Raw genomic sequence first — 14,052 nt, 5'->3', positions numbered from 1 at the left:
CAACTCCAATGATGAACATCATCAATGGTGGATCTCACTCAGATGCTCCAATCGCATTCCAAGAGTTCATGATCTTGCCAGTTGGTGCTCCAACATTTAAAGAAGCTCTTCGTTACGGTGCTGAAATCTTCCACGCTCTTAAGAAAATCCTTAAATCACGTGGTTTGGAAACTGCCGTAGGTGACGAAGGTGGATTCGCTCCTCGTTTCGAAGGAACTGAAGACGGTGTTGAAACTATCCTTGCTGCTATCGAAGCTGCTGGTTATGTTCCAGGTAAAGACGTATTTATCGGATTTGACTGTGCATCATCAGAATTCTACGATAAAGAACGTAAAGTATACGACTACACTAAATTTGAAGGTGAAGGCGCTGCTGTTCGTACATCTGCAGAACAAATCGACTACCTTGAAGAATTGGTTAACAAATACCCAATCATCACTATCGAAGATGGTATGGATGAAAACGACTGGGATGGTTGGAAAGCTCTTACTGAACGTCTTGGTAAGAAAGTACAACTTGTTGGTGACGACTTCTTCGTAACAAACACTGACTACCTTGCACGTGGTATCCAAGAAGGTGCTGCTAACTCAATCCTTATCAAAGTTAACCAAATCGGTACTCTTACTGAAACATTCGACGCTATCGAAATGGCTAAAGAAGCTGGTTACACTGCCGTTGTATCACACCGTTCAGGTGAAACTGAAGATTCAACAATCGCTGACATCGCAGTTGCAACTAACGCAGGCCAAATCAAGACTGGTTCACTTTCACGTACAGACCGTATTGCTAAATACAACCAATTGCTTCGTATCGAAGATCAACTTGGGGAAGTTGCTCAATATAAAGGTCTTCAAGCTTTCTATAACTTGAAAAAATAATCTACCAAGATATAAGAGGAGCTAGGACTTAGTCCTAGCTTTTTTGATGTGTAAAGATATAACAATGAATATTTTTTGATTTAGGAACCACCCTAATTGATGAGAGGGAGATTTATCATCTTTTCCTAGAGCATTGCTTAGAAGTTCTGTGTGAGGCTGGGCATACTTTATCTCTTGAGGAATTTGAGGCTAAAATGATAGCTTTTGCTAAGGAAAATAAAGATCCTGTTAAGAAGACATGGACTTTCTTTGCACCGAGTGCTCTTTCACATCCCAAATGGGATCATACAACAGATATTCTCTTTCAAGATGTAGCAACTGTTTTGGGAGAATTGAGCAAATCTTATCGCTTCGGCATCATTGCCAATCAGCAAGAAAATCTAGCAGAGCGTTTAGAACGATTTGAACTAGGCTCTTATTTTGGAGTAGTTGTAGGTTCTGCTGATGTTGGATTCAGTAAACCTGATCTAGCTATTTTTGAATACGCTTTGGAAAAAACAGGTATTTCTCCACAGGAAGCTATTTACGTTGGAGATCGTATTGACAATGATATGATTCCTGCTAAAAAGCTAGGAATGACAACAATCTGGATTCGACAAGGTTTAGGAAAACATAATCAAGAGAACCCTGCGTTTCCTTGTGACTACATGGTTGAAAAAGTGAGTGATTTACTAAAGATTTTATAGCTTTCTTGTATAAAAATCAGTCTTTTATGGTATACTAGCAAAGTGGAAGGAGGAGCACAATGGAAGAATTATTAAATCAGGTCTTACTATCACAGGATAGGGAAGTTTTTAATCAGATATTTGACGATTACTATCCCATTGATATTGCTCTTTCTTTGGAGGCCTTGGAGGATGAGGAAGGAAATCTCCTCAAAACCTTTACGGAAATGGCTAGTGATGATCAATTGGTAGAGATTTTAAAAGAAGCCGAGCCGGAGTTGCAACGACAGATTATCCAATCGATTTCTTTCAAACGTACCAGCACTCTTTTTTATCTTATGCCAGATGATGATGTGGTAGATATTTTGGGTTACTTGAGTGTTGACTTGCGTAAGCAATACTTAAGTATGATGAAAAATGCCAGTCAAGAGAATTTGAAAGCTATGTTGGCTTACGATCCTCAGACAGCTGGTGGTCTGATGACGAAAGAATTCATTACCTTAAATGAAAATCTGACCGTCTCAGCAACTCTCAATAAATTGAGAGAAATTTCGCCCAATACAGAAGTTATTGATACCTTATTTATTAGAAATGTGCATCATTCGCTAGTTGGCTGGATTGATATCCGTGATTTGTTTATTCATGATGCGGAGATGAAACTCAGCGAATTTATGAACACTCAGTTAGTGACTGTGACGCCAGAGGTTGACCAAGAAGAGGTAGCCCAGCTTTCTGCCAAATATAATTTATCTGTCGTACCGGTCGTCAATCATCGGCAGGTATTGCTAGGAATCATCACAATTGACGATATCGTCGATGTTTTGCAAGAAGAGTACCAAGAAGATATCTTGCGGATGGGTGGTGTCCAAGAAAGTGAAGAAATTGGAGGACCTTTCAAAGAATCACTCAAGAAACGCTTACCTTGGTTAATGATTAACCTAGTGACAGCCTTTCTGGCTTCTGCGACAGTAGCACTTTTTGATGATACGATTTCAAAAGTTGTAGCATTAGCAGCGATTAGTCCTATTATCACGGGAATGGGCGGAAATTCTGCCTCTCAGACACTTGCTTTGGTTATCCAGGGGATTGCCTTGGGCAAACTAGATCTGAAAGAAGATCGGTATTTAGTATTTAAAGAAATCGTGCTAGCTTTGGTTAATGGTTTCTTTACTGGCTTGATTGCAGCGATTGTCATGTTTGTCTTCTATCAAAATTTCTATCTGTCTGTTATTGTGGTATTGGCAATGATGATCAATCTAGCATGTGGTGCTCTATTTGGTTACTTTGTACCGCTGATTATCAAGACACTGAATCAGGATCCAGCTCTAGCTTCGACCATTTTCATTACCACGGCAACAGATGTATTGGGTTATCTAGCTTTTCTAGGCTTAGCACAGGTTTTCTTGCCATTGATTATATAAAAAAGAGAACACAAAAAACGCTTGATTTTTCAAGCGTTTTTGTTATGTTTACTTAGAACAAACCTTTAATTTTATCAATCGCGCCGCTAGCCATTTCATTTCCAGCTACTAGTTTTTTAGCTTGATCAAGGTATTCACCGAGTTTGTCTTTGTTTTCTTCAATAAATTTTTTGGCACCATCAAAGTCTTTCTTTTCAATCATTTCTTTTACTTGGTTAAATAAATCTACTGAATTCATAGATGTTGCTCCTTGGTAATTTTTTATACTATTTAATCACATTTCTCATAGAAAAACAAGAAATCGGTTTATTTAAAGGTCACACAAACAGCTTCGGGAACGTAGAAATCATGGGAGATTTCAGTTAATTTTCCGCTCTCTGCATCGCGTTTGAAAATAGTTGCATTATCAGAGTCTTGATGGACAGCGATGATATGGTTTTGATCCGGTGTGATGTTGAAATCTCGTGGATTTTTTCCATTGGTAGGTACAATCTGGATTAAGTCCAAACTGCCGTCAGCTAAGATTTTGTAAACGGCAAGAGAGTCATGGCCGCGGTTGGAACCGTAGAGAAACTTGCCATCAGCAGACAGGCGGATAGCAGCTGTTCCATTGGCTCCTTCAAAGTCCTCTGGTAAGGTGGAGACAGTTTGCAGGTGTTCAAAATGGCCGACTCCATCGTAAATCAGGACTTCAATAGTAGAATTAAGCTCACAAATCAAATAGGCGATTTTGTAATGATGGTGGAAAACGATATGACGGGCACCAGCTCCAGCGGCACACTTGTAGGTGTTCAGAGGAGCAATCTTTCCATCTTCAGCAACATCATAGGTGGTGACTTCATCAGTTCCCAAGTCGCAGGTGATCAGGTATTGATCTGGTGTAAGGTCAGCATAGTGGACATGGGCAGAGGTTTGGTTGGCGTGTGGTCCTTGACCTTGATGGCTAGCTGAGTCAGCCAGTTCCAGTCTTCCATCAGCCAGTTGTCTGTAGACCAAGACTTGTCCCTTATGATAATTGGCACCGTAAACCAAGTCACGCTCTTCGTCAACTGCCACATAGCAAAGCGGAGCTCCTTCTTCAACGACATGGTTGAGGAGCTGACCTGCCTTGTCAAAGGCTGCAATTCCCCCCTGTCCGTCCTTTGCCCCGACAGAATAGAGATGTCCAGCCTTATCAAAGGCTAGGTAGGTTGGACTAGGCTCTTCAGCGATCAAGGTCAAGTTTTCTAGCGCTCCCTTGGTAGAGTTAAAATCTGCCTTGTAAATTCCCTTGGAATCTCTGCGAGTATAGGTTCCAAAGTAAACTGTTTGTGTCATTCCATTACCTCGTATGTATTTAGATTGCTTGCTACTATTATATCATAAAAGCAGATGATAGGTCTTAGAGCGGAGGATTTGTCTGATTTTCAAAAGAATAGTATTGGTTTTAAAAAACAGATAAAAAACAGATAGCGGGTAGGAAGGGGATAGATGGCTTTGTTAGAATAGAATTGTTCAAAAAAACAATTACTGTCAGGAAGCAACAAAATTCCTGCTTGCTAAACAAAGGAGAAATCAAATGAACGTTAAAAAAATTGCTATGCTCGTTGCCCTTATCGGAATGTCAGGATTCTTTTTAGCCGCATGCGGAAATAAAGAAGCAGATAACTCAGAAATTAAGGACGGGAAACAAGTAGACTTCCAAAAGGATGCTGTTGATAAGAAGACCAAGACAGTCGATGGCAAAGAAGTGACAGAATACACAATGCCTGATGGAAATGTTATCCAAATCCCAGCAGATGGTGAAGAAATTCCAGAAGATGGATCAGGATCTAGCTCAGAAGCTGAATAAAGATTAAAACATGTAGGTTGGAGGCAATATGTTTCGAAGAAAAAAAATGAATCGTAAGACCATTCTATTGGGCAGCACGGTCATTCTCGCTTGTGCTGGACTGGGAGGCTATCTGTATTTTAGACAGATCAATCAACAACAGGCCATGAAAATGGCAGATAAGACGATTGATTCGCTGACGGTCCAAGAAGCTGTCAACAACAGTAAAAAAACAAGCCTGGTTTTATCTGGGGAAGTAGTTGCCAACAATAGCAGTAAGGTCAAAATTGACCCTTCTAAAGGGGAAGTCAAGGAAGTATTTGTCAAAAATGGTGATACCGTTACACAAGGGCAGCCACTCTTTTCCTATGCGACAGAGCAGCAATTGACAGCCCAGTCGGCTCAATATGATGCCCAGTCCAAGGCTAATGGCATCACAGCCGCTCAAAACAGCGCTGCGATTAAATGGGAAACTTATAATCGCAAGTTGGCCAGTCTCAATGCTCTCAAAGACAAATACAATTCCAGTCAGGATGAGTCACTGCTGGAGCAGATTAAGTCAGCTGAAGACGAGCTGGCTCAGGCGCTGAGCGATGCCAAGACGGCGGATAATGAAGTAACGACAGCTCAGATTGAGGCTGAAAAGGCTCAGGTGACAGCTCAGACAGAATCAGATCGAATGAAGTATGATACTGTGACTGCAGATACAGCAGGAACAATTACCGTTATGAATGAAGATTTGCCCAATCAGTCCAAGGCCAAAAAGGAAGAAGAAAACTTTATTGAGATTATGGACAAGTCCAAAACTCTGATTAAAGGTACTGTCAGTGAATTTGACCGTGAGAAGCTGAGTGTCGGCCAGAAAGTGGAAGTGGTGGATCGCAAGGATCCTAAGAAACGCTGGAGTGGTACGGTAACTCAGGTCGGCAGTCTGACAGCAGAAAATACTTCCAATAATAATGGTGGGAATAAGCAACAGGAAAACCCAAACCAAGGTAAGTATCCTTATACTGTTGAGCTGGATCAAGGTGGTGAAATGCCGCTAGTGGGCTCCCATTCCTATGTCAATATCGTGGAGAATGCTCCCGAGGCAGGAAAGGTAGTTGTCAATAAGGCATATACTTTCAATAAAAATGGCAAGACCTATGTCTGGAAGGTAGAGGGTAAGACTCTGAAAATGCATGAAGTCAAGACCAAGAAAGTGTCTGACCGTTTGGTAGAGATTACAGAAGGTTTGACTATGCAGGATACCATTTCAACCCCGAGAGCAGGTATGGAAGAAGGGATGGAGGTAGGACAGCATGTTAAAGCTTAAGGATATCCACAAATCTTATCAGCAGGGCAGTCAGGAATTCTCAATTTTAAAAGGAATTGATCTGCATGTGAAAGAGGGGGATTTTCTGGCTATCATGGGACCGTCTGGATCAGGTAAGTCCACTCTGATGAACATTATCGGCTGTCTGGATAAGGCAAGTTCAGGGACTTATCATATCGAAGGAACCGATGTGTCTGAGCTGTCTGACAATCAGCTGTCCGATTTGCGCAATCAGAAAATTGGCTTTGTTTTTCAAAATTTTAACCTCATGCCCAAGCTAACGGCCTGCCAAAATGTGGAACTGCCTCTGACTTACATGAAAATTCCTAAAAAAGAGAGACGGGAGCGGGCTCTGGAAATGTTGCGATTGGTCGGACTGGAAGAAAGAAGTGATTTCAAGCCTATGGAGCTGTCCGGTGGTCAAAAGCAGCGGGTAGCTATTGCACGAGCCTTGGTAACCAATCCCAGCTTCATCCTTGGTGACGAACCAACGGGGGCTCTGGATACCAAGACCAGTGTGCAGATTATGGACCTTTTCAAGCAGTTTAATGATGAGGGCAAGACTATTGTCATCATTACCCATGAGCCGGAAGTAGCCCAACTCTGCAAGCAGACGGTTATCCTGCGGGACGGTAATATAGAGAGCAAAGCGATAGGATAGAAAGGAAGCTGTATGGAAGATATTTTTGTAGCTCTGAATTCAATCTTGTCGCATAAAATGCGCTCTATGCTGACCATGTTGGGGATTATCATCGGGATAGGTGCTATCATTGCTATCTTTTCCATCATTGAGGGAAATACGGAAAATACCAAGCGTCAGCTCATCGGCGGCAACAATAACACAATCAAGGTCGTCTATGACAAGAAAAGCGCCATCGATCCAACCATTCCAGAGAAATCTCAAGCCCAGAAGCCTTCTTATATTCCCTTTATGGGAGAGGATGTTTTGAGTAAGATTAAGGAAATCTCTGGGGTCAAGAATGCTCTGCTGACCTATGGTACAGATGAGAAGATTTACTACCTGAGCCAAAAGTCATCTGGGAAGATTCAGGCGGTTTCGCAGACAGCCGCTGACATCAAGCAGCAACGCCTGCTAGAAGGTGAAGGATTTGACTCAGAAGCCTTTAAAAATCAAGAGCAGGTGACCTATCTGGAAAAGTCCCTTTATGATAGTCTTTTCCCAAAGGGGGATGGCATTGGCAAATATGTGGAAGTCTTGGGCAATCCCTTTAAGGTTATTGGCGTATTTGAGTCAACTGAGCAGAGTGGCCTAACAGCTGGTGCGGAAAAGGTGGCCTATATTCCCCTGCAGCAGTGGCATCGGATTTTTGATACCATTAATGTCAGTCCTGAAGTGACTGTCCAAACCCACAAGGCAGATGATTTGAAGAAGGTGGCCAAGAAGGTCAGTGATTATCTCAATCAGCAAATGTCACCGTCGGACTATATGTTTGGTGTGCTCAACCTGCAGGAATTTGAACGGCAGCTGGATAATCTCAATAAGTCTAACTTCGTCTTGCTAGCAGGTATTGCCAGCATCTCTCTCCTAGTCGGAGGTATCGGTGTTATGAATATCATGCTGGTTTCAGTGACAGAGCGGACTCGTGAAATCGGAATTAAAAAGGCTCTGGGAGCTCGACGGAAGATCATTCTCAAGCAGTTCCTGATAGAGGCAGTCATCCTAACCTTGATGGGAGGAATTATTGGCGTGGTGGCTGGTATCGCCTCTGGCTTTGCCATCACCCAGTCTCTAGCATATCCGTATATTCTATCCCTCTTTTCTGTCTTTGTAAGTTTGCTCTTTTGTTGTATAATAGGAGTAGTATTTGGGCTCCTGCCAGCTGTGAAAGCATCCAAGCTGGATCCAATCGAGGCCCTGCGATTTGAATAGGTAAAGGAGAAACATCTAAGTATGCACAAGATTTTAGTGGTGGAAGATGATACGACGATTAATCAAGTGATTTGCGAGTTTTTAAAGGAAAGTCAGTATGAGGTGAGGCCAGTATTTGACGGAGGCGATGCCTTGCAGGCTTTTGAAGAAGAACCCTTTGATCTGGTCATCTTAGATATGATGCTGCCGACCAAGAGCGGTCTGGAAGTACTGAAGGAAATCCGCAAGACTTCTCAGATTCCGGTCATGATTTTAACAGCACTTGATGACGAGTATACCCAGCTGGTCAGCTTTAACCATCTCATCAGTGATTATGTAACCAAGCCTTTTTCACCGCTAATCTTGGTCAAACGGATTGAGAATATTCTGCGCAGAAATACAGTTGCTTCAGAGATTGCTGTTGGCGACCTGACGGTCTCTATTGATGACTGCACGGTTTACTGGCAGGGCGAAAAGATGCCTCTGACCAAGAAAGAATATGAAATCTTGCAAGCTCTGGCTAAGAGGAAGGGCCACTTGGTGACCCGTGATCAGCTGATGAATACCATTTGGGGCTACAGCGAGCTGGATAGTCGGGTACTGGATAATCATATCAAGAATATCCGTAAAAAGATTCCGGGTGTGCCTCTGAAAACCATTACGGGTATGGGTTATCAGCTTGGAGGAGAAGACAAGTGAAAATTGTCAAAAAGAACTTTCTCTTGACCTCGTCCATCATTTTCGTGGTGGTGACTATCGTTCTGGCCAGTCTTTACTTTGCCATGCCGGTGTATTATCAGCAGGTTAAGAGCGGAGAAGCTCAGAGAGAATTTGACCAAGTTTCCAAGCAAGTCAAGGGAAAGTCCAGTCAGCAAATCGGCGAGCTGTTGAGTGATTATAGTAAAAAGAGCAATCTGATTTGGTTTACCTTGCTGGCGAAAGACAATACTATTCTCTATCCCTCTCTTGAGGCAGGAGATGAAAGTTCTCTGCAGCTGACCATCGTTCCAACGATTGCCAACAGTGACTATGAGAGTAAGAGTTTATCAGAAAGCTTTCGAACTTCAGATGGTAAAGAAGTTGTCCTGAGAGGGGAATATTCCTTACAGCCGGTTTCTGATGCTAGTCGGATTTTGCTCAATCTCTATCCATTTGTCTTGCTTGTGTCTCTGAGTCTAGGTGGTCTGGCTGCCTATCTCTATAGCCGGACTTCCAGTCAGCGGATCAAAGCTATCTCTAAGAGCACCCGTCAAATGACGAGTCTGGCTCCAGATGTGACCTGTCAGGTCAAGGGGCGTGATGAGATTGCTGAACTGGCCCAAGACATCAATCATCTCTATGCTAATCTACTGACCAGTATTGAGGCTCTGCGCCTAGAAAATGAAAAGGTAGCAGAAAGCGAGCGGGAAAAGGCTGAGTTTTTGCGGATGACATCGCATGAGCTCAAGACACCCATTACCAGCATGATGGGGATGGTTGATGGCATGATCTATGGAGTAGGAGAGTTCAAGGATCGAGACAAGTACTTGCAGAAGTGCCGAGAAATTCTAGAAGAGCAGTCGGAGTTAGTCCAGTCTATCTTAGCCATTTCTAAACTGGAGATGAAGACTGAAACTGAACAGGAAGTCTTTTCACTCAAGCAGGTCTTGGAGGAAAATCTGAGCACCTATCGAGTTTTAGCAGATGTCAGACACTACCATTTTCAGGTTGAGCTGGCAGAAGCGAAGGTTAAGGGTAACCGCACCTATCTGCTCAAGGCTATCAAGAATCTTCTGGACAATGCCTTTCATTATACAGTAGAAGGTGGACAGATTCTACTTAGGCTGGAAGAGCGTAAGCTAGTCATCGAAAATGAAGCAGAACGAGTCTTAAACAAAGACCAAATCCAGCAGATTTTTCAGCCTTTCTACCGACCAGACTACAGCCGCAATCGCAAGGATGGCGGAACTGGTCTGGGACTCTTTATCGTTCAGCAAATTTTGGACAAGCATGGTCTGCGATATCAGTTTGAAGCCGTTGATGGGCGGAAGATGCGCTTTAGCATTTCTCTGCCGGCTGTTGAAAAATAGTCTTGCATTCTAGCCGGTCCTGCAGAAGCCGAAGAGAGAAGTCAGAAGCTGTATTTTGCGAAAAATACAAGTCTTCTGGCTCCTCTCTTTTTTGCTTTTCCCTATAGCTGAGCAGAGAATTTTTCTCTGAAAAATGTTACAATGAAATGACGAGTCAAAGGAGGAGAATATGGAGCACAAAGAAAAAGATTTTAGCCTATCTTGGTTTTTTAAATGGTTTTTGGATAACAAGGCCATTACAGTATTTCTAGTGACCCTTTTGATGGGACTGAATATTTTTATACTTAGTAAAATCAGTTTTATTTTTAACCCAGTCATTGAATTTTTGGGAGTAATCATGCTGCCGGTTATTTTAGCTGGCCTGCTTTATTATCTGTTAAATCCCATTGTCGATTGGATGGAAAAGCACAAGATTAATCGACTGGTTGCTATTACCATTGTCTTTGTTTTAATTGCTTTTTTGATTATCTGGGGCTTGGCTGTTGCTATTCCTAGCTTGCAGCATCAGGTCATGGCCTTTGTCAGAAATGTTCCGGCTTATCTGAAGCAGGCTGACAAGTTCATCGATGATGTCGTGACTAAGTATATTTCGGCAGATTTCAAGCCGCAGATTGAGGAATACACTAGCAATCTGTCTAGCCAGATTACCGATTGGGCCAGCAATTTTTCATCGCGGGCAGTCAATTGGGCGGGGAACTTAATCAGTACAACTTCGCAGATTGTCGTGGCTATTATCATCATGCCGTTTATCCTTTTTTACCTGCTGAGAGACGGGAAAAATCTGAAAGGCTATGTGACCCAGTTTCTGCCGACTAAATTCCGAGAATCTTTTGGTCAAGTGATGACGGATATCAACAGCCAGCTGGCTAACTATGTGCGAGGTCAGGTGACGGTCGCTATCATTGTAGCTCTGATGTTTATCGTTTTCTTTAAGATTATTGGTCTGCGCTATGGTGTCACTCTTGGAGTAATTGCCGGCGTTCTCAATCTGGTACCTTATCTGGGCAGCTTTTTGGCCATGCTTCCGGCTCTGGCAATCGGTTTGATTGCTGGCGGTCCGGTGATGTTGGCTAAAGTCATTGTCGTTTTCATCATTGAGCAGACTATTGAGGGACGTTTTGTGTCTCCTCTGGTCTTGGGCAGTCAGCTCAGCATTCATCCGATTACGATTTTATTCGTATTATTGACTTCTGGTACTATGTTTGGGATTTGGGGCGTTTTCCTGGGAATTCCTGCCTACGCTTCGGCCAAGGTAGCCATTGCGGCCATCTTTAAGTGGTATCAGAAAGTAAGTGGACTTTACGAAGCCGATTTTGAACAAGAAGGAGAAATCAGTGAGCAAGAGTGAGCAAATGATGGCAGCTTTACAGGAGCAGGACCTAGCTCTGGCTGACCGCTATTTCGAGCAAGCCCTGACTACAGACAGCGAAGAAGAATTATTGGATTTGGCCGATTACTTAGAGAGTATCGGCTTTTTCCCTCAGGCCAAGCGTATTTTTGAAAAGTTGGCTCCTGACTATCCAGCTTCTTATATCAGTCTGGCAGCTATTGCCAGTGACGATGGGGACTTGGAGCAGGCTTTTGCCTATCTGGAGGAGATTCAGCCAAGCAGTGACTGGTATGTCGCTGCTCTCTTGGCTAAGGCTGACCTCTATCAGCTAGAGGGGCTTCCTGATGTGGCTCGTGAAAAATTAGCTCAGGCAGCAGAGCTGACTGATGAGGCTTTAGTAACCTTTGGTCTGGCTGAGATAGATTTGGAGTTGGGGGATTTTTCTCAGGCGATTAAGGAATACGCCCAGCTAGACAATCGCTCAATCTTTGAGCAGACAGGTGTCTCAACCTATCAGCGGATTGGGGTCTGCTATGCCAGTCTTGGAAAATTTGCAGCGGCCATTGAGTTTTTGGAGAAAGCAGTTGAGCTGGAGTATGATGATGCCACAGTTTATGAACTGGCGACTATTTTAGCAGACCAGGAAGAATACCAAAAGGCCAATCTCTATTTCAAGCAGTTAGATACTCTATCGCCGAATTTTGAGGGCTACGAGTACGGCTTTGCCCTGTCTCTTCATGGAGAGCATCGGACGGCTGAAGCCCTGACGCTCGCCCAGCAGGGCTTGGCTAAGAATCCTTTTGAGACTCGGCTCTTGCTCCTAGCCTCACAGCTTTCTTATGAACTTCATGATGAGAAAGCGGCTGAACATTATCTCTTGCAGGCTCAGGAAGATGCGGATGATATGGAAGAGATTGTCTTGCGGCTGACCACTCTTTACTTGGAACAGGAGCGCTATGAGGATATTTTAGAATTTGCAGAGCAAGAAGTTGATAATGCTTTGACCCGCTGGAATCTGGCGCGTGCTTATCAGGCTTTGGAAAATCTGGAAAAAGCAGAGGAGCTCTATAATCAACTGGCTCGTGAACTGCAAGATAATCCAGAGTTTCTAGAGCAGTATGTCTATCTTTTGCGAGAACTAGGCCGATTTGAAGAAGCTAAAAGGGCTGCTGCTTCTTACCTGAGATTAGTACCTGATGATGCTAGTATGCAGGAGCTTTATGAAAGCTTATAAGAGCTGAAGAAGCACTCATTCAGCCATTTCCCGCGATTTATGGTATAATGATTGGCGTTGAAATTCAGTAAGCCAATGTAATAAAGATGGAAAAAACTTAGCTGGATGGGCAATAGTATTTATAAGAAGAGAAAGATTAAGGAAAAAGAATGGCAGAACCAATCAAATTATTTCAATATAATACTTTGGGAGCTTTGATGGCTGGTCTTTACGACGGCAGTATGACTGTTGGAGAGCTGCTGCAGTATGGAAATTTGGGCTTGGGAACGCTGGACTCTATTGATGGCGAGCTCATTGTTCTCAATGGTAAGGCTTATCAGGCAAAGGGATCTGGAGAAGTGCCAGAAGTGGTTGAGGTGTCACCAGATATGACAGTACCTTACGCGGCAGTGGTTCCTCATCAGGCGGAGGTCATTTTCCGTCAGCGTTTTGAGATGGATGACAAGGAGCTAGAGAAGCGGATTGAGTCTTACTATGATGGGGAAAATCTTTTCCGCTCTATCAAGATTCATGGTGATTTCGCCCGCATGCATGTTCGGATGATTCCCAAGTCTACAACGGAGCGGAAGTTTGCAGAAGTAGCGGTCAATCAGCCTGAGTACTGTAAGGAAAATATCACTGGAACCATCGTTGGTATCTGGACGCCTGAGATTTTCCACGGGGTCAGTCTGGCAGGCTATCATCTGCATTTTGTATCGGATGATTTGACTTTTGGCGGTCATGTCATGGACTTTGTCATCAAGGAAGGTGTCGTCGAGTTGGGCGCTGTAGACCAGCTGGATCAGCGTTTTCCAGTTCAGGATCGCAAGTATCTCTTTGCTAAATTTAATATGGATGAGATGAAAGAAGATATGGAAAAGTCGGAATAAATAGCAGGGGCTAGCATTGTTTGCTGCCCTCTTTTTTGATATAATTGGAAAAAGAATAGAGGAGAAGTGAAGCTATGATTTATTTGGTAAACGCCAGCCCAAATAGGAATGGCAATAGTTTTAAGCTGGGGCACTTTTTTCTGCGAGATAGAGATTATGAGGCCCTTCAGTTAGTGGACTACCACATTGAGCAATATGGCCAGTCAGCAGAAAACGATCAGTTCTTTCAAGTCTATGAGCAGCTGAGCCAAGCCGATGTACTGGTGTTTACCAGTCCTATTTATTGGTGGTCTTTCTCGGGTCTGCTAAAAACTCTGTTGGACCGAGTAGCTGATGTGCATGAGCCGCAGGAAGCACTTAAGGGCAAAAAGGTATTCTTGCTCTTGCAAGGTTCTCAGCCCAGCAAAGAAATTGAAATGCTGGACTACGTCATGAACCGCTTTTGCCGGAACTGCGGACTCAAATATGAGGGGCTGGCAGTGACCAATCATAAGCTAAAAGAAATCGAAGGTTGGGAATTAGAAGCCCTGCAGGAAAAATTAGATAAGGTTTTATCAGAAGGTTAAAAGTTAGAAGATTCGTTTGCGGATC

At 43.3% G+C, this 14,052-nt stretch carries 15 protein-coding genes; 13 read left to right on the top strand and 2 right to left on the bottom strand.

The window, feature by feature from the left end:
- The 3 genes from eno to mgtE all read left to right on the top strand — a co-directional run.
- Nucleotides 1–878, top strand: an 878-nt coding sequence (gene eno / locus RWS24_RS03670) for a surface-displayed alpha-enolase (RefSeq protein ID WP_314365501.1), incomplete at its 5' end; no start/stop codon positions are given.
- 68 nt (nucleotides 879–946) lie between these two features.
- Nucleotides 947–1,564 (top strand): HAD-IA family hydrolase, encoded by a 618-nt coding sequence (locus tag RWS24_RS03665; protein WP_314365502.1) that lies wholly within the window; start codon nucleotides 947–949, stop codon nucleotides 1,562–1,564.
- 59 nt (nucleotides 1,565–1,623) lie between these two features.
- The gene (gene mgtE, locus RWS24_RS03660) at nucleotides 1,624–2,964 is read left to right on the top strand and encodes a magnesium transporter (protein ID WP_314365498.1); all 1,341 of its coding nucleotides are present in this window, start codon (nucleotides 1,624–1,626) and stop codon (nucleotides 2,962–2,964) included.
- Between the two features lie 52 nt (nucleotides 2,965–3,016).
- Here mgtE and RWS24_RS03655 read toward each other — a convergent pair whose 3' ends face one another.
- On the bottom strand, nucleotides 3,017–3,202 hold the full coding sequence (locus RWS24_RS03655; protein WP_125332215.1) for a hypothetical protein: 186 nt from the start codon (nucleotides 3,200–3,202) through the stop codon (nucleotides 3,017–3,019).
- A gap of 68 nt (nucleotides 3,203–3,270) precedes the next feature.
- Nucleotides 3,271–4,281, bottom strand: coding sequence for a lactonase family protein (locus tag RWS24_RS03650; protein ID WP_314365495.1), 1,011 nt, complete (start codon nucleotides 4,279–4,281; stop codon nucleotides 3,271–3,273).
- A gap of 241 nt (nucleotides 4,282–4,522) precedes the next feature.
- Between RWS24_RS03650 and RWS24_RS03645 the strand changes: the two genes are divergently transcribed.
- From RWS24_RS03645 to RWS24_RS03600, 10 genes are all read left to right on the top strand, one after another.
- Nucleotides 4,523–4,795 carry a hypothetical protein gene (locus tag RWS24_RS03645; protein ID WP_002895853.1) on the top strand — a complete coding sequence of 91 codons (273 nt, stop codon included), beginning with the start codon at nucleotides 4,523–4,525 and terminating at the stop codon, nucleotides 4,793–4,795.
- A 28-nt stretch (nucleotides 4,796–4,823) separates the two neighbouring features.
- Nucleotides 4,824–6,089, top strand: coding sequence for an efflux RND transporter periplasmic adaptor subunit (locus RWS24_RS03640; RefSeq protein WP_314365492.1), 1,266 nt, complete (start codon nucleotides 4,824–4,826; stop codon nucleotides 6,087–6,089).
- Nucleotides 6,076–6,750: an ABC transporter ATP-binding protein gene (locus RWS24_RS03635; RefSeq protein WP_314365490.1), complete on the top strand. Its 675-nt coding sequence runs from the start codon at nucleotides 6,076–6,078 to the stop codon at nucleotides 6,748–6,750. The genes RWS24_RS03640 and RWS24_RS03635 overlap by 14 nt, the downstream gene beginning before the upstream one ends.
- A gap of 12 nt (nucleotides 6,751–6,762) precedes the next feature.
- The gene (locus tag RWS24_RS03630) at nucleotides 6,763–7,980 is read left to right on the top strand and encodes an ABC transporter permease (protein WP_314365488.1); all 1,218 of its coding nucleotides are present in this window, start codon (nucleotides 6,763–6,765) and stop codon (nucleotides 7,978–7,980) included.
- A 21-nt stretch (nucleotides 7,981–8,001) separates the two neighbouring features.
- The gene (locus RWS24_RS03625; protein ID WP_268686529.1) at nucleotides 8,002–8,658 is read left to right on the top strand and encodes a response regulator transcription factor; all 657 of its coding nucleotides are present in this window, start codon (nucleotides 8,002–8,004) and stop codon (nucleotides 8,656–8,658) included.
- On the top strand, nucleotides 8,655–10,028 hold the full coding sequence (locus RWS24_RS03620) for a cell wall metabolism sensor histidine kinase WalK (RefSeq protein WP_048774436.1): 1,374 nt from the start codon (nucleotides 8,655–8,657) through the stop codon (nucleotides 10,026–10,028). Before RWS24_RS03625 ends, RWS24_RS03620 begins: the two co-directional genes overlap by 4 nt.
- Before the next feature lie 169 nt (nucleotides 10,029–10,197).
- Nucleotides 10,198–11,376 carry an AI-2E family transporter gene (locus RWS24_RS03615; protein ID WP_314365480.1) on the top strand — a complete coding sequence of 393 codons (1,179 nt, stop codon included), beginning with the start codon at nucleotides 10,198–10,200 and terminating at the stop codon, nucleotides 11,374–11,376.
- On the top strand, nucleotides 11,363–12,592 hold the full coding sequence (locus tag RWS24_RS03610; RefSeq protein ID WP_314365478.1) for a tetratricopeptide repeat protein: 1,230 nt from the start codon (nucleotides 11,363–11,365) through the stop codon (nucleotides 12,590–12,592). The genes RWS24_RS03615 and RWS24_RS03610 overlap by 14 nt, the downstream gene beginning before the upstream one ends.
- Nucleotides 12,593–12,741: 149 nt before the next feature.
- On the top strand, nucleotides 12,742–13,461 hold the full coding sequence (budA, locus tag RWS24_RS03605; RefSeq protein WP_314365476.1) for an acetolactate decarboxylase: 720 nt from the start codon (nucleotides 12,742–12,744) through the stop codon (nucleotides 13,459–13,461).
- A gap of 74 nt (nucleotides 13,462–13,535) precedes the next feature.
- A complete protein-coding gene (locus RWS24_RS03600; protein WP_314365475.1) occupies nucleotides 13,536–14,027 on the top strand; it encodes an NAD(P)H-dependent oxidoreductase in 492 nt (163 codons plus the stop codon).
- The last annotated feature ends 25 nt before the right edge of the window (nucleotides 14,028–14,052 follow it).

Origin of the sequence: uncultured Streptococcus sp. (assembly GCF_963528215.1) — a bacterium.
In the GTDB taxonomy this organism is placed as follows: Bacteria; Bacillota; Bacilli; order Lactobacillales; family Streptococcaceae; genus Streptococcus.
Note: the sequence above shows the minus strand (reverse complement) of the source record. Positions and strands in the feature narration are given on the sequence as shown.

Bases quoted from the DNA above. Each gene is read 5' to 3' on its own strand.
- mgtE (WP_314365498.1), top strand. From the start codon at position 1,624: ATGGAAGAATTATTAAATCAGGTCTTACTATCACAGGATAGGGAAGTT.
- RWS24_RS03655 (WP_125332215.1), bottom strand. From the start codon at position 3,202: ATGAATTCAGTAGATTTATTTAACCAAGTAAAAGAAATGATTGAAAAG.
- RWS24_RS03650 (WP_314365495.1), bottom strand. From the start codon at position 4,281: ATGACACAAACAGTTTACTTTGGAACCTATACTCGCAGAGATTCCAAG.
- RWS24_RS03645 (WP_002895853.1), top strand. From the start codon at position 4,523: ATGAACGTTAAAAAAATTGCTATGCTCGTTGCCCTTATCGGAATGTCA.
- RWS24_RS03640 (WP_314365492.1), top strand. From the start codon at position 4,824: ATGTTTCGAAGAAAAAAAATGAATCGTAAGACCATTCTATTGGGCAGC.
- RWS24_RS03635 (WP_314365490.1), top strand. From the start codon at position 6,076: ATGTTAAAGCTTAAGGATATCCACAAATCTTATCAGCAGGGCAGTCAG.
- RWS24_RS03630 (WP_314365488.1), top strand. From the start codon at position 6,763: ATGGAAGATATTTTTGTAGCTCTGAATTCAATCTTGTCGCATAAAATG.
- RWS24_RS03625 (WP_268686529.1), top strand. From the start codon at position 8,002: ATGCACAAGATTTTAGTGGTGGAAGATGATACGACGATTAATCAAGTG.
- RWS24_RS03615 (WP_314365480.1), top strand. From the start codon at position 10,198: ATGGAGCACAAAGAAAAAGATTTTAGCCTATCTTGGTTTTTTAAATGG.
- budA (WP_314365476.1), top strand. From the start codon at position 12,742: ATGGCAGAACCAATCAAATTATTTCAATATAATACTTTGGGAGCTTTG.
- RWS24_RS03600 (WP_314365475.1), top strand. From the start codon at position 13,536: ATGATTTATTTGGTAAACGCCAGCCCAAATAGGAATGGCAATAGTTTT.